12 protein-coding genes are annotated in these 15,627 nt (G+C 47.5%); 4 read left to right on the top strand and 8 right to left on the bottom strand.

The genetic code is table 11. From position 1 onward, the window contains the following. Positions 1 to 408: 408 nt before the first annotated feature. The 3 genes from BC792_RS11300 to BC792_RS11290 all read left to right on the top strand — a co-directional run bounded on the left by BC792_RS11300 (position 409) and on the right by BC792_RS11290 (position 3,707). Positions 409 to 2,214 (top strand): DNA polymerase III subunit gamma/tau, encoded by a 1,806-nt coding sequence (locus BC792_RS11300; protein ID WP_148909118.1) that lies wholly within the window; start codon positions 409 to 411, stop codon positions 2,212 to 2,214. A 115-nt stretch (positions 2,215 to 2,329) separates the two neighbouring features. Continuing rightward, positions 2,330 to 3,103 (top strand): 23S rRNA (guanosine(2251)-2'-O)-methyltransferase RlmB, encoded by a 774-nt coding sequence (gene rlmB / locus BC792_RS11295; protein WP_148909117.1) that lies wholly within the window; start codon positions 2,330 to 2,332, stop codon positions 3,101 to 3,103. Positions 3,104 to 3,110: 7 nt separating this feature from the next. Then, positions 3,111 to 3,707, top strand: coding sequence for an HPP family protein (locus BC792_RS11290; protein WP_148909116.1), 597 nt, complete (start codon positions 3,111 to 3,113; stop codon positions 3,705 to 3,707). Between the two features lie 36 nt (positions 3,708 to 3,743). On the opposite strand, the gene BC792_RS11285 is transcribed toward BC792_RS11290, so the two are convergent. From BC792_RS11285 to BC792_RS11255, 8 genes are all read right to left on the bottom strand, one after another. Next, positions 3,744 to 3,938, bottom strand: a complete 195-nt coding sequence (locus BC792_RS11285; RefSeq protein WP_148909115.1) for a hypothetical protein — start codon at positions 3,936 to 3,938, stop codon at positions 3,744 to 3,746. Positions 3,939 to 4,033: 95 nt separating this feature from the next. Continuing rightward, positions 4,034 to 4,210: a hypothetical protein gene (locus BC792_RS18355; RefSeq protein ID WP_170250015.1), complete on the bottom strand. Its 177-nt coding sequence runs from the start codon at positions 4,208 to 4,210 to the stop codon at positions 4,034 to 4,036. A gap of 330 nt (positions 4,211 to 4,540) precedes the next feature. Continuing rightward, positions 4,541 to 4,822, bottom strand: coding sequence for a helix-turn-helix domain-containing protein (locus BC792_RS11280; RefSeq protein WP_148909114.1), 282 nt, complete (start codon positions 4,820 to 4,822; stop codon positions 4,541 to 4,543). A gap of 599 nt (positions 4,823 to 5,421) precedes the next feature. Then, complete coding sequence (locus tag BC792_RS11275; protein WP_148909113.1) at positions 5,422 to 7,197, bottom strand: AMP-dependent synthetase/ligase; 1,776 nt, start codon at positions 7,195 to 7,197, stop codon at positions 5,422 to 5,424. Between the two features lie 162 nt (positions 7,198 to 7,359). Then, complete coding sequence (locus tag BC792_RS11270) at positions 7,360 to 9,153, bottom strand: DEAD/DEAH box helicase (RefSeq protein WP_148909112.1); 1,794 nt, start codon at positions 9,151 to 9,153, stop codon at positions 7,360 to 7,362. 228 nt (positions 9,154 to 9,381) lie between these two features. Then, positions 9,382 to 10,731 carry an OmpA family protein gene (locus tag BC792_RS11265; RefSeq protein ID WP_148909111.1) on the bottom strand — a complete coding sequence of 450 codons (1,350 nt, stop codon included), beginning with the start codon at positions 10,729 to 10,731 and terminating at the stop codon, positions 9,382 to 9,384. Positions 10,732 to 11,028: 297 nt separating this feature from the next. Further along, positions 11,029 to 11,907, bottom strand: coding sequence for a universal stress protein (locus tag BC792_RS11260; protein ID WP_148909110.1), 879 nt, complete (start codon positions 11,905 to 11,907; stop codon positions 11,029 to 11,031). Positions 11,908 to 11,924: 17 nt separating this feature from the next. Continuing rightward, positions 11,925 to 12,776, bottom strand: coding sequence for a universal stress protein (locus tag BC792_RS11255; protein WP_170250014.1), 852 nt, complete (start codon positions 12,774 to 12,776; stop codon positions 11,925 to 11,927). A gap of 166 nt (positions 12,777 to 12,942) precedes the next feature. Between BC792_RS11255 and alaS the strand changes: the two genes are divergently transcribed. After that, positions 12,943 to 15,561, top strand: a complete 2,619-nt coding sequence (alaS, locus tag BC792_RS11250) for an alanine--tRNA ligase (protein ID WP_148909108.1) — start codon at positions 12,943 to 12,945, stop codon at positions 15,559 to 15,561. The last annotated feature ends 66 nt before the right edge of the window (positions 15,562 to 15,627 follow it).

Genomic DNA, 15,627 nt, shown 5'->3' with positions numbered 1-15,627 from the left:
CACGGCTTATAGCTATCAGCTATCAGCCATTTGCCATTTGCCATTTGCCATCTGCCATTAACCATTCCCTTCCAGCTTCGCTTTACGACTTTACAAATCAACAACTTCGCGGCTTATAGCTATCAGCTATCAGCCATTTGCCATCTGCCATTAACCATTCCCTTCCAGCTTCGCTTTACGACTTTACAAATCAACAACTTCGCGGCTTATAGCTATCAGCTATCAGCCATTTGCCATTTGCCATTTGCCATTTGCCATCTGCCATTAACCATTCCCTTCCAGCTTCGCTTTACGACTTTACACATCAACAACTTTACAGCTCAGCGTGATGCTCAATTTCTAACTTACTTTTGCTTTTTTTACTTTTCAAGTTTACTTTTTACTTGCTAAAATCCTTATCTTCGTGCAATGGATAATTTTATTGTTTCGGCACGCAAATATCGCCCAGTAACCTTCGATTCAGTCGTCGGCCAACAGCATATTACAAGTACGCTCAAGAATGCCATCCACAACAACCAGCTGGCGCAGGCCTTTTTGTTCTGCGGGCCGCGTGGTGTTGGGAAGACAACGTGTGCGCGTATCCTGGCGAAAACAATAAATTGTGAACACCTTGCCGAAGGCGTTGAGGCCTGTGGGACCTGTGAAAGCTGCCGATCGTTCCAGAACGGGAATTCTTTCAGCATCCATGAGCTGGACGCAGCCTCCAACAATTCGGTGGATGACATCCGTAGCCTTATCGAGCAAGTACGCATCCCACCACAAGCCGGAAAATATAAAATCTACATCATTGATGAGGTGCACATGCTGTCTCAGGCTGCATTTAATGCCTTCCTGAAGACATTGGAAGAGCCACCGTCATACGCTATATTTATTTTGGCGACAACCGAGAAGCACAAAATCCTTCCGACCATCCTTTCCCGCTGTCAGATTTTTGATTTCAACCGGATAAAGGTAGAGGATATGGCCAACCACCTGGCAAGTATCGCCCAGAAGGAAGCTATCACATTTGAGGCGGATGGCCTGCATGTCATCGCACAGAAGGCCGACGGCGGGCTTCGCGACGCCCTGTCGATGTTTGACCAGATCGTTAGCTTCTCGAATAAAAATATATCTTACCAGGCAGTTATCAGTAATCTTAACATCCTCGATTATGATTACTATTTTCAGCTGATGGATAGCATTGCCGGCGAAGATGCAGCTCAGGCACTTTTGATTTTTGACAAAGTGTTAAATAACGGCTTTGATGGGGGACACTTCATCAGCGGTCTAGCTACTCATATCCGGAATCTATTGGTTTCGAAGGAGCCTTCTACGCTGAAGCTGCTCGAAGTGAGTGAAAACATCAAGCGTAGATACCTGGAACAGGCGCAGCGTTTGAGTTCCGGCCTTTTATTATCGGCGTTGAACATTGCCAATCAATGTGAGATAAACTATAAAGGCAGTAAAAACCAACGTCTGCAGGTGGAGCTGGCGCTGTTAAAGATGTGCCACATCACGGCAGCCATCACGCTCAGTAAGCAGGGAATTCCGGTGCCCTCAGCTTCGTCTGAGGTAAAAAAAAAACTCCCTGAGCAGCCAACAGTAAGCCGCCCGGTAGCATCAGCCAGCGGGACGCCTCCTGCAGTGAAGCCGATGTCTCCACCTGTAACCGAAACCGCTCCAACATCGCCTACAGCATCTTCAACCGCTACGGCGGCGACGTCCAGTCAGCCGACGGTAGCTACAGCTCCTCCCAAGAAAGGTTGGGGTAAGATATCATCTTCGGTTAACGTGCCGAACCTAAACACGATCTTCGAGGAAAAGGCTGAGGAAGCGACTGACGAACCGGACCTTGTACAAGGAAGTGAGTTCAGGGAGGTAACGTTAAATGCTTTTCTTTCAAAATGGAATAGCTTCGCGGATCAACTGAAACAGACCAGCCGGATCACCCTGTATACTATCATGACCGCCAACACACCACGACTGAATGGGACCCTGATCGAAGTGGATGTGGAGAACGGCGTGCAGATGGATGAGCTCAAGCTGGGAAAGATCGATATTCTTAACTACCTCCGCGTGGAACTGCACAATTTTGCGCTGGACATTCAGGGGGTGCAGGTCGAGATGACGAAAGTCCGGAAGCCTTACACGTCGCAAGAAAAATATCAGGCCATGGTTTCGAAAAATCCGGCGCTGGAAACCCTGCGCAAGGCTTTTAATTTAGGGTTGCAGTAGATATTAGATGTTAGACGCTAGATGTTAGATAGGAGAGAGCTTATCTTATCAGGGTCAACATATCAACTTTATCAACCATTGCCAACCATATCAACTTATTTTTTTAAATTTGAAAATGCAGAATTTCCAGCGAAAAGAAAGGGGAGAAAAAAGAGAATCCAATCAGATGGTTTTCGGAATCCGGGCGGTTATCGAGGCGATCGATAGCGGAAAAGAGATTGAGTCACTTTTTGTTCAGCGGGGACTGAGTGGGAGTCTGTTCCTGGAATTAAAAAGCCTGTTGAAGGAGCACGGAATCGGTTTTCAGCAGGTTCCGGTAGAGAAGCTCAACCGTATTACGCGGAAGAACCATCAAGGCGTTATTGCCGTTATATCGCCCATCACCTATCAGCGTATTGAAGATGTACTGCCGGCCATCTATGAGCGCGGAGATACACCTTTACTCCTGTTGCTTGATGGAGTGACAGATGTCCGGAATATGGGCGCCATTGCCCGTACGGCAGAGTGTGCCGGTGTTCACGCGATTATTGTTCCGAAAAAAGGATCTGCAGAGATCAATCCTGACGCCATTAAGACGTCTGCCGGTGCGCTATATAAGATACCCGTCTGCCGTGAAGACTCGCTGCGACTAGCCGGCCGTTTCTTGATTGATTCCGGTGTACAGCTTGTCGTGAGTACCGAAAAAACGCAGGATTCCATATACGATGTCGACTATACGCTGCCTACCTGTATCATCCTCGGCGCTGAGGATGTAGGCGTGTCGGACGATCTGATACGCATGGCTGATAAGCTAGCCAAGATACCGATGGCGGGCGAGATTGCGTCTTTGAATGTGTCGGTTTCGGCCGGGGTAGTTATTTACGAAGCAATCCGCCAACGTAGCAAATAATCCGGTTGTGAAAGGCCGCCTTCACAGACAGCTTCGCGTATACCGTTATGTGTTTTATAGAGAAACACTTGTAGACCCCCGTGAGCACTTTTGGTCTTTTTTAGGTGCTTTCGTCGGAATCTTTACCATTGCTGTTATACAATCGCTCAGTCTTCCGACGTTGGAGAATGTTTTTCTTATCGGATCGTTTGGCGCTTCATCCGTTTTGGTCTATGGAGCCATTCAGAGTCCGCTAGCGCAGCCCCGTAATTTAATCGGTGGGCATGTTGTTTCCGCTGTTGTTGGCGTTACGGTTGCCCAGATACTCCCGGATATCATCTGGCTCACGGCACCGCTGGCGGTAGCTTCCTCCATTGTATGCATGCAGATCACACGGACGTTGCACCCCCCCGGAGGGGCTACGGCACTAATCGCCGTGGCCGGAGGGACGAAAATAGTATCGCTGGGGTACTGGTACGTTCTAAGTCCGGTGTTGTCAGGGTGTCTGATCCTGTTTGTGGTAGCCTTGGTCTTTAATAACATAACAAAGAAACGGCACTACCCCGTGAAAAACTCGCGTCTGCGCCGCTCGCGTAGACGTCACCTGCGCAAGCGGTTTGGTTAAATCCATGGCAGGACATTGATGACAGTGGAGAGACCGCTAAGGGGTGGAATCCGCTTCCTTTTTTCTTTGTTTGATACTGAGCACATGGGCAGCGACGCCGAGAATGCAGGAGCCAGAAGTAAGTAGGAGCGACCTTAGCGCGATGTCTCCGTTTATAAAAAGGAGAATAGAAATTAGTTCGAGAATAGCCAACAGTGCTATGATAAAGTATCCCGCTTTATAATTCCTCATGGTTTAAATTTACGAAACTATTTGTTGTTTTTGGAGCTGAAGGGTTTTAATGCCTGGCCTTCACTGTCGCCTTTTTTCCGAAAACGCTCCACCTTCTATTTCTTTAAGAACTGGGCTAGAAGATACGGTATGGATGTTCCCAGTATGCCGATGGCTATGGGGTTGAGCCCCCATACTTCATTTTTTCCGAAGTTCAGAATCACAAACAAAATCGACGAAGCGACAACGATATACAAGATCCAGATAGCATATTTTACAAAGAGGTTATTCATGTGGCAGCGCTAAATGAAGCAGTGAGCATAAGTGCCAGAGTGGCCTGTTTTCTTTCCTCGGTTTTAATCTTTTCATTGATGTTTAACGGTAATATCCATTTGGTTATAACTCTATTTCACGGGAAAATCCGACCGGATAAAATTACAGGGCAAGACTTACAATCTCTAAACAAAATTTGTTTAAATTAACCATAATATGGTTAAAAGCAGGCCGCCAATTGGCAGCGCGGAAATCTCCGATGACGGCGGATAGACAGCCTGTACTCAGTGTCCGTGTACTTTACCCATGTGAAGTCTATTACGTTATCATGCTGATTAAATAATCTGGTGCTAAGCTTGATTACGTTTTTTAGGAAAAAACGACAGCAACGTGGCGACATCCACGTCTAAAAGTGCTGTTATCTCATAGAGCCGTTCAAGATCCAGCCGGGCTAATCCGCGCTCTATTCTGGAGTACACATTCTGGGATATGCCAAGCTGCAAAGACATATATTCCTGGGTATATCCTCTCTTGACACGTTCCAGACGGATATTTTCTGCCACCTGCCTGTTCAGATTTTTTCTTTCCGGAGTCTCATCGTATTGATAAATAAGTGATTTATTATTCTTCATACTTTTTTAGGTCATAACAACTCTTTTAAACCCATTCTTTATGGTTTGGGCATTCTATTTCGTTTCGCCAGTCTAATTTATTCATTATTTATTAAAAAAATAAAAAAAATGATCATCGGAAGAAAAATGTTTCTACGTAACGAAATAGATGTTTCCGCATTCGTTTTCTGCTCTGTTTCGAAGAAATACTTTCTACGAAGTGTGAAAAGTTTGATTTCGTGAGGGTTGGATTTGCCGGTATAGCTTATATGCGGGACAGGCTAATGATATCGCTTGTCCCGGGAGGCCGGGAAGCGGCTGGGCGTAGTGCGGCAAGGAGCGGGGCCTATGTTATAAATAGGGCAGCAAGTTATGGAAGCCATATAGCCGGCTGGGGCTCCAACGATTCGTACGACGCAGCGGGTAAGTCCCATGTCCGGTGGTGAGCCATGGGACTTACCTAACCACCTCAGTTCGATAAAAATGACCTCGTAGGGGGCCGATGTTTATACTGCTATGAGGTGTAAGCCCTTTGGGTTTATCTTTCATCTGACGATGTATATCAGCTAGATAATAATCGAATTCAGGTTGACCCATAAATGCGCTGCCGTTCTGTGTTTCTACAGGTACATTGCTTCGTACTGTTTCTGATATCTTTTGAGAATTTCCCGTCTTTTCATTTTTAAAGTCGGGGTAAGCTCCCCTTTTTCGATGCTGAATTCCGTCGGCAGGATCGCGATCTTCTTAATCTGTTCCCAGTTTCCAAAATGCTTGTTGGCCAGCTTTACTTCCTGGTTCAGCCGTTTGTATACGGATGGGCTCGAGAGAAACTCTTCCTTTGGCAATAAGGCCAGCGACGGCTCGTTCTGCAGGGCCCAGTCTTTCAGGTTGCTGTAGTTGGGCACAATAAAGGCGCTGGCAAATTTCATGTTGTCGCCGACGACCATTGCCTGTTCTATGAACGGCGACTCGACGAGTTTGGTCTCTATAGGTTGCGGGACAATATATTTACCTCCCGATATCTTGAAGATCTCCTTCTTCCGGTCGATTATCTTGAGATAATCTCCGTCTTCCCACCGTCCGATATCGCCTGTGTACAGCCAGCCCTCCTTCAGTACTTCGGCCGTTGCTTCCGGGTTTTTGTAGTACCCCTGCATTATGTTAGGACCCTTGACCAAGATTTCACCATCTGCGGCCAGCTTAATTTCGACGCCTTTTACAGGGTTTCCGACAGTTCCGACGCGGACGCCGCGGCTATAAAAGTTAACGGCGATGAGGGGAGACGCCTCAGTAAGGCCATACCCTTCATAAATTGGAATGCGCGCGGCAAGGAGTATGCGTATGATACGGGGCTGCAGGGAAGCACTTCCCGAAACAACGGTGACAAGCTCTCCGCCCAGCGCGTCGTGAAATTTGTTCAGAACCATCATTCTGGCTATGGCGAGCTTCTGCCTATACACAAAGCTATTCGTTTTTCCGGTAGGATCGAATTGCTCCGCCACGCTGATTGCCCAGTCGAAAAGTCTTCGCTTCGTCCCTTGGAGCGCTGTCCCCGTCTTCATGATGTTTTCGAACACCTTTTCCATGAGACGTGGAACGGCAGTCATGATGTTTGGTTTTACCTCTTTAATGTTCTGTCCGATATGCTCGAGTCCTTCGGCTACGTAAACGGTGATTCCGATATAAAAGTACGTATAGATAACCATGCGCTCGTATGCGTGGCAGGGAGGGAGGAAAGTTAAGGCCCTGCTATACGCCTGCAGCGGGGTCGCCTCGCGGGCGGCAAAGACGTTGCTGAGTATATTATGGTGCGTCAGCATGACCCCCTTGGGCTTGCCTGTTGTACCAGACGTGTATATCAGCGTGGCCAGGTCGGTGGGTAAGACGGCATCGCGTAGAGCGTCCAGCTGCTTGTCCGGTATGTTTCTGCCAATATCGGTGAGTCCCTTCCAATGACGTGAATCTGCGAAACTATCGATGGCGAAGGTATACCTCAGGGTGTAGATGGAATCTACCAGGTTGCAGATACGTTGGTAGAGGCTCTTGCTGCTGACGATGCAAAGCTGGATTTCAGCGTCGTTAAAGATAAACTGGTAGTCGGCGTCGGTAATGTTCGGGTATACGGCTACCGTCACAGCTCCGATCTGCTGAATAGCAAAGTCGATGACATGCCATTCGTAACGGCCTTCGGACACGAGTCCGACCTTATCTCCGGGTTTCACACCTAGCTCTATCAGTCCTTTCGACAGTGCCCGGGTCTCGGTCAGAAAAGTTGAGGTCGATATTTTCTGCCATAGGCCGTCGCTTTTGTAGGCAAACATCGGCAACGTAGGAAACAACTCCAGTTGACGATAGGCGAGATCGAAGATTCTGTTCGGATGGTTACCGCTTAACATGGTATATAATGATGACTTTTTGATAATTTCTTCCCAGGCTTTAGAGATAACAGCCGTGCGTCTGAAAAAGTTTTCGTATCTCCAGCGGCCTAGGGAATATGTGAACAATAGAAAGCCAGATATTCTGTTGAAAATCTGGCTTCCTGTGAAAAAAAAATGTGATTAATATCTAGATCGGGATGTCTGTTTTTTTCCGGAAAAATCTCTGAATCCGCCCGAATCTCTCTTATCTCTTGAGCTTCTTCTGTCTTTTCGGTCTCTGTCACCTCCTCTACGGTTTCTGTCGCCTCCGCGTGAACGGGATCCGGATCCACGGCCTTCAGAACGGCCATCTCCAGAGACTTCAATGCGCACCTGACGGCCGTTAAAGTCTACATCTTTGAAACCTTCGAATACCTTATTCACCTCGGCGTCCTCCACTTCGAAGAAGGTAAATACCCCTTTTAAGTCGATTTTTCCAATAGATTTTCCCGAAATCTTGGCGGTATTGCAGATGAAACCAAGCATATCACCACGGCTGAACTCATCTACCGAACCAAGGTTCATAAACAGGCGGGTAAATCCTCTCGAAGAAGATCTCTCCCTACGTTCGCCACGTTCTCTTCCATCATCTCTTCTGCCTTCTCTTGCTTCGATGTTCAGATCAGGCGCATTTTGATAGTATTCCAGGAAACGGTTGAACTCCAGGGAAGCAAAGCGTTTGATAATATCCTCTTTCGAAAGATCCTGCATGCTTTCCATGATGTTCGGAAGGAACGGTGCAATCTGCTCTTCGTTGATGTCCACGTTGTGAACTTTGTCGATCATCGCGAACAGCTGTTTTTCACAAACTTCCGTTCCTTGCGGAACTTGCTTTCTTTCAAACGGCTTGCCGATGATTTTCTCGATGTGGCGTATCTTGCTCAGTTCTTTTACATTTACCAGAGACAAGGATATTCCGGTTTTTCCTGCGCGGGCAGTACGTCCCGAACGGTGCGTATAGTTTTCTACTTCGTCAGGTAAGGAAAAGTTGATAACGTGCGTTACGTCGTTCACATCGATCCCTCTGGCTGCGACATCGGTAGCAATCAGCAATTGGAGGTTACGCTCGCGGTAACGCTTCATGACCTTGTCCCGTTGCTGCTGAGATAAATCTCCGTGCAAAGAATCGGCGTTGTAGCCATCCTTTACCAAAGCTTCAGCGATTTCCTGTGTTTCGATTTTTGTACGGCAGAACACAATCCCAAAGATTTCAGGATAGAAGTCAACAATACGTTTGAACGCCGCGTATTTATCCTTAGCCTTGATTAAATAGTAATGGTGTTCGATGTTCGCATTTCCCGTATTTTTAGTTCCAACGGTGAGCTCGAAAGGGTTGCTCATGTAGTTCTGTGCAATACGGCGCACTTCTTTTGGCATAGTTGCAGAAAACAACCACGTCTTCTTCGTGTCGGGCGTCTCCGAAAGAATATTGTTGATATCCTCTTGGAATCCCATGTTCAACATCTCGTCGGCTTCGTCCAATACGACGTATTTCACGTTGGAGAAGTCTATGGCATTTCTGCCGATGATGTCGAGCATACGTCCGGGAGTGGCTACTACAATCTGTACACCACGACGGATCTGACGCAACTGATCAGAAATGTTTGCTCCACCATATACAGCAACAACATGTACGTTGTCGATATACTTGGAAAATTTTTCTAAATCTTTTGCGATTTGCAAACACAATTCACGCGTAGGACATAAAACTAACGCTTGTGGATGCTTCTGAGAAAAGTCAATTAACTCTAATAATGGAAGACCAAATGCCGCGGTCTTTCCTGTGCCGGTTTGGGCTAATCCGACAAAATCGTCGTTACCAGTCAGTAATACAGGAATGGCTTTTTCCTGAATGGGAGAGGGTTTTTCAAAACCGATCTCAGAGATGGCATTAACAACTTCATGACGGATTCCCAAGTCTAAAAATGGGTTCATGAAATAAAATATACAATAGGCTCTATTGCCTAAGGCGGTGCAAAGATAGGAAAAATAATTGAAAATTTAAATTAAAACAGAAAATAAATGCGGAAGTAATGGAAAGGATAGGACTGAAGCAGACGTTGAGTCTGACAATAACGGGCCGAATTACGCGGTTCGTTTAAACAGCAAGTCCTGCTGAGCATGCGCAGCAGGACTGTTGCTTATGTCCGGATCCCGTAGGGGTTAATACAACGTAAATTCGACGCGGCGGTTTGCCTGGCGTCCTTCCGCCGTTGTATTCGATGCTATTGGTTGCGTAGGACCATAGCCTGTAGCCTCGATACGGGAGGCGTTGGCTCCCTTGGACACGAGGTATGCCTTAACAGCTTCTGCCCGTTCCTTAGATAAACGCATGTTGGTCTGCATGGACCCCGTGTTGTCTGTATGTCCGGCAAGTTTCAGGCTGAAGTTCTTTTCGATCAAAAGTGCCGCGACGCGGTTCAATGATGGAAATGAAGTCGAACGGATGGTCGACTTGCCAAGGTCGAATTCCAGATTCTTAATGGCTTCGTCGACAACTTTTTTATCTTCTTCGGTTACGACAATTTTCTCGATAACCTTGGTTTCGTTTTTCATCTCCGGAAGCGGACATCCTGCGCCGTCAACTTTCACGCCGGCGGGCGTGTTAGGACATTTGTCATATCTGTTGGCAACACCGTCACCATCGTCGTCGCCGAGATCGCTGTTCAATGCATCCATCTGGGCTTTCAATTCCTCGTTGGCTGCCACAAGACGATCGCGCTCGGCTTTTAGCTCGTCGTATTTAGCGGTGTAGTCGCTGATCAGCGTGGCGACCGGATTGGAGTTGTTCAGCGCGGGTTTTGACCCGCTTCCCAGTGCTATTTCCAGTCCTGCATGCGCGTAAGAAAATAGGTCGTTCTTATACTGCCCGCCTGTGACCCCATTAAAACGCTGATTGGCCCAGTTTAGCTGATAGCCAAGGTCGAGGTTGATCCCTTTTGCTACGGCAAACTTAAAACCGAAGTCGACAGGAACATATAATTTAGTCTGCTTGTCAGCGGTGGTTTCGGTGTTGTCATTGATAACTGTTGTTTCGAAGTTTAGCGCCCCGAGGCCTATTGCTGCGTAGGGTTTGATGATGCTGTTGAAAAACCTCCAGTTGGTGTTGGCCATCGTCCATTCGCCTGAAAGGGCGGCAGACCATGGAACCGTGGTTTCGAACGCCGATATTGTTCCAGCGTCGGCATCTTCGTTGGTTCCGGCGACTTTTCCGCCGAGATATTGTGCTTTAATTCCAAAAGAAGGAGAGATCTGTTTCTTGATGTACGCGCTGTATCCCACATTGTGTTCGAGCTTTTCGAATCCGTCGCGGTTAAATCCGAAGATATTGGACTGGTTTAAAACGCCGGCATTGATGCCAACAGACCATGTTCTGTATTGGCTTGACGGTCCCAGTGGAGATGTACCTTCTATTGTCGCCGGATTGTTTATCTGCGCCCTGGACACGGTTACGGAACTGATTGCGGCAGCAATACCTACAAAGGCTACCTTTTTTAAGTCGAGGTTTTTCATTCGAGTAAAGTGTTTATTCATTTATTGTCTAGTTCCAAAGGAATTGTTTATCCGTGTTTATTTCAACGTCATTCATAAGCTTATTACGTCCGGTTATTTTGTCTTTTGTGTACCGCAATTGATGCAAGCTTTTAAGAAGTGAATAGTTCAGTAAAATATGTGCACACTGTGCAATTGTTTTGCCAAACAGGCCGCCCACTGCGTTTGGCGAAGCCGCTTTTTTTTATTTGTCGCTGTTTCGCTACAGCCGGTAGGCGTTTTTATAGCGCGGGCCGCCTGGAGCCGGCCCGCAGGAATCTAGCCTTCGGCCGGAGGCGTGCTATGCACCCGGGCAAAAAACGTCGGTACAGTGAGGTTGTAAGCTAGTTTGCGTACGATGTTCTCTTCTATTAGCTTTCTGAAGACACTCTTCCTGCTTTTGGTGATTAACAGAATATTGATCTGCTCATCAATCAACACACTGGTGATCGCGTGCGAAACGTCCTCCGCAGCACGGTTGTACAACGCCTGGGACTTCACCGTGTATGATATGTTCTGGATTCCGGTGCGGTCTATGATCTCCCTGATCCACCGTTGAAACTGCGCGTCGATTATCTTGATGTCCTTGTCATCTTTGTTCACGTGGATCAGAACCAGTTCAAAGTCGTTGCCGATTAAGTTGATTGCCTGTAGAAGGACCTCTATCTCGCCCTCTTTGAAATTGCATAGCAGGCCAACGCGCTCTTTTTTAAACCTGCTGGCCCCCTTGGGTATGCCGAATACGGGAGTTTTGGTGTTCAGGATAACATCGTAGGTGTTGCTGCCTAAAAAAACGGCCTCCAGTCCCGACGAGCCCTTCGTTCCCATAATGACCGCGTCATAGGCAAAGCCTGCGGTCACCTTGCTGATTTCTTCAAAGAGGTTGCCTTCCTTAAAGATCGAATGGCACGTCACAGACGGATACTTGAAGCGGATCACTTCCATCAGCTTATCCATCTCTTTTCTTGCAATTTCAACCTGTGGATCGACAAGGTTCGGATTGATCTGCCTATTGACGAAGAGATTTGAGTGGTTCGTAAACACGTGAACAAGGTCTAAAGCCTGTCCGGTACCGTTTTCGTTTATGATTTGGCAGGCATAGTCAATGGCCGTCTGTGAATATTCGGAGAAATCGACCGGTATTAATATTTTTCTCATGTCGGTAAAGATTAATCTTAAATTGTTTTTCCAAAAAATGCGGGTTTCTGTAATTCCAGGGCGATGGCCTTGGATACCGAGGGGGTAAATAATCTCTCAAAAAATGTTTTTCGGCTTTTCGAGATTAAAATCAGATCAATATCCTGTTCCTTAATCAGCTTTTCAATGACCTCCGGTATGGTATCAAGGTTTTTGTCTTCCTTCACTATAGGTGCCGTCCGCATGTTGATTTCTTCTATGGACGGAAACTCACGGATGTTGAAAACCCATGATTCCAGCTTGTCGTTCACGGCCTCCACCTCTTCATTGTCCTTGTATACATGGATAAGATCGAGCTTAACAGGTTGCTTGAAAATATGCAAAAACTCCTGGAGCGTCATCAGTTCTTCCTGAAGGAAGTTTGTCAAGAGGCCTACGCGTGCGATCGAAGTGCTGAATGTCTTATTGGGGACGGCAATGAGCGGGATCGGCGATTTTGCAGCGACATGGGCGGTGTTACTGCCCCAGAAGACATTCTTGTCGTTGGAAGCGCCGGTGGTACCCATGACGATGGCCACGTACTCTCCTTCTTTGGCCTCCCGGGGCAGGGCTTCCTCGAGAAGACCGCGCTCATTGTGGTAAGAGATAGAGAGTTCCGGATGTTTGTCCTGTAATTTTCCCACCCACTCCTTTATGGTGATGTCAGCCTTCAAAATGTTAGGCTGTTCCTGTACTTCCGTCAGTTCAGCGTCGTCAAATCCGGATGAGGTAGCCGTGTAATAATGAACAATGTGTAAGCTGAAATTTTGTCTTTTACCTATCTCGGCAGCGTACTGTGCAGCCTGGAAGGCATTGTCCGAAAAATCAGTAGGAACTAAAAGTTTTTTCATAAATGCATGGATTACTTTATAAAAGTACGAATAATATACGGGAATAGCCCTGTTATTGGTTAACATTTTGTTCGCCGAAGTGCATGCAGTTTTGTCTAGATTCAACGTTGTGAGAGCAAGCATTTTTGAGTAACTTTGCCTCTCAAAATAGAAGATATAGTACTCCATGACCAGTAAAGAAATACGTGAAGCTTTTTTAACTTTTTTTAAGAGCAAGTCTCATCAGATTGTACCGTCTGCACCTGTTGTTGTAAAAAATGATCCGACCCTGATGTTCACCAACGCGGGTATGAACCAGTTTAAGGAGTTATTTCTTGGCGAAGCGCAGCCTAAATACGCGCGTGTAGCAGATACGCAACGCTGCCTGCGGGTGTCGGGAAAGCACAATGATCTGGAGGAGGTGGGAATAGACACGTATCACCATACGCTGTTTGAAATGTTGGGGAACTGGTCTTTTGGGGATTACTTTAAAAAGGAAGCGATCTCCTGGGCATGGGAGCTATTAACTGCGGTTTACGGTCTGGATAAGGACCGGCTGTATGTCACCATCTTTGAAGGTGACGAAAGTGAAGGGCTTCCTAAAGATGTCGAGGCGCGGGACTTTTGGAAAGACCTGATCGCCGAAGACCGTATCTTGCTGGGTAACAAAAAGGATAACTTTTGGGAGATGGGGGAAACAGGGCCGTGCGGTCCTTGTTCAGAGATCCATTACGACATGCGTCCTGATGAAGAACGCCGCCAGACGCCCGGGCAGGCACTTGTTAATGCCGACCATCCGCAGGTTATCGAAATCTGGAACCTCGTGTTCATGCAGTTTAACCGATTGAAAAGCGGTAAGCTGGAGCCCCTTCCTGCCAAACATGTGGATACTGGAATGGGATTTGAACGCTTGGTACGGGCCATTCAGGGAAAAACATCGAACTACGACACAGATGTATTTCAGCCAACCATCCAGTTTATCGCCGAGCGGTCGGGAATTGCCTATGGGGCAGATGAGAAGACGGATATTGCCATGCGGGTGCTGTCCGATCATATCCGGGCAGTGAGCTTCGCTATTGCGGACGGGCAGCTTCCGTCAAATAATAAGGCAGGCTATGTTATCCGCCGTATCTTACGTAGGGCGGTCAGGTATGCGTATACCTTCCTGGATTTCAAAAATCCGTTTATCCATGAATTGGTGCCACTGCTGGCGAAACAGTTTGAAGGCGTATTCGATGGACTTGCCCAGCAGCAGAGTTTCGTGCAGAAAGTGATTCTGGAGGAGGAAGTGTCGTTTTTGCGGACCTTAACGACAGGTATTCAGCGGTTTGAAAACTATGCCATCGACCATGCCGACGTGGATGGAGAGTTTGCATTCGAGCTATTTGATACCTATGGATTCCCGATAGATCTGACCGAATTGCTGGCCCGGGAAAAAGGGCTTAAGGTTGATATGGAAGGCTTTCAGGGGGCACTGCAAAAGCAAAAAGAGCGCTCCCGTGCGGCAACGGCCATAGACACAGGAGACTGGGTGGTTGTGGCTCCTGAGGAAGACGAGGAAACCGCTTTCGTAGGATATGATTATTTGGAGGCCTCAACCCGCCTTGTAAAATATAGACAGGTAAGTGCAAAGGGCAGGCAGCAATATCAGCTGGTGCTTTCCGTAACGCCGTTTTACGCCGAGGGTGGCGGACAGATCGGGGATTCCGGAGTGCTCATTTCGGAAGCAGGTGAGAAAACCTATATAACCGATACTAAAAAGGAGAACGGCCTGATTGTTCATGTGGTTGAGAAATTGCCGTCGTCGTTGGATGGCGGGTTCAAGGCTATTGTAGATAAGGATAAACGCCTCGAAACAGAGAATAATCATTCGGCGACGCACCTGCTGCATGCAGCGCTAAAGCAGGTTTTAGGCGATCATGTGAATCAGAAAGGATCGTTGGTGACAGCCGAAATGTTGCGTTTTGATGTGTCTCATTTCGCTAAAATAACCTACGAGGAAATTAAGCAGATTGAAGACGTCGTCAATCAGAAGATCCGCGAAAACATTTTGCTGAAAGAAGAGCGGATGGTTCCATATCAAGAAGCCATTGCCAGTGGTGTGACCGCTTTGTTCGGCGAAAAATATGGAGACTATGTGCGCGTCATTACGTTTGATGACGGCTTTTCTAAAGAGTTGTGCGGCGGGACGCATGTTAAATCGACTGCGCAGATTGGCTTTTTTAAGATTACGGGAGAGTCTGCTGTAGCAGCGGGCGTAAGGCGGATTGAAGCGATCACGGGCCGTCATGCATATGCGGTAATCCGCGACCATTTCGAGGTGGTCGGTAAACTACGGGAGCTCACGAACAATCCGAAAGATCTCGTGGCCTCGGTTTCGAAACTGATAGAGGAGAACGGAGAGCTGAAGAAGGAGATAGAAAATCAGATCCGTGAGCGCTCTTTGGCGTTAAAAAGTGAGCTGGTTTCGCGTTTTCAGTCGTTCGGGGACGTGAACTTTCTGGCAACGGAAGTCGACCTGCCAAACGCCGATGCCGTGAAAACGTTGGCGTATGCGCTAAAAAGTGAGGTGGACAATATTTTCCTTGTACTGGGCGCCCAGTTTGGCGGCAAGCCCAGCCTGACCGTCGTTATCGCTGATGATCTCGCTAAAACGCGGGGGTGGAACGCTGCTGCCATCGTCAAAGAGCTGGCAAAAGATATTCAAGGCGGTGGGGGCGGGCAGCCGTTCTTCGCGACCGCCGGAGGGAAACTCGCTGCGGGCCTTCCAAAAGCTATAGAACGGGCTAAAGACTTTTTGAACTAGAAGGCGAGGGATGTGCGGAGTGTACGCTGCCGCACAACCTTGTGTATAATCGGTAAAAAAGATGAT

It is taken from the genome of Sphingobacterium allocomposti, assembly GCF_008124885.1.
Classification (GTDB): Bacteria; Bacteroidota; Bacteroidia; order Sphingobacteriales; family Sphingobacteriaceae; genus Sphingobacterium; species Sphingobacterium allocomposti.
The sequence above is the reverse complement of the archived record's forward strand: the minus strand, read 5'-3'. Positions and strand labels throughout refer to the sequence as shown.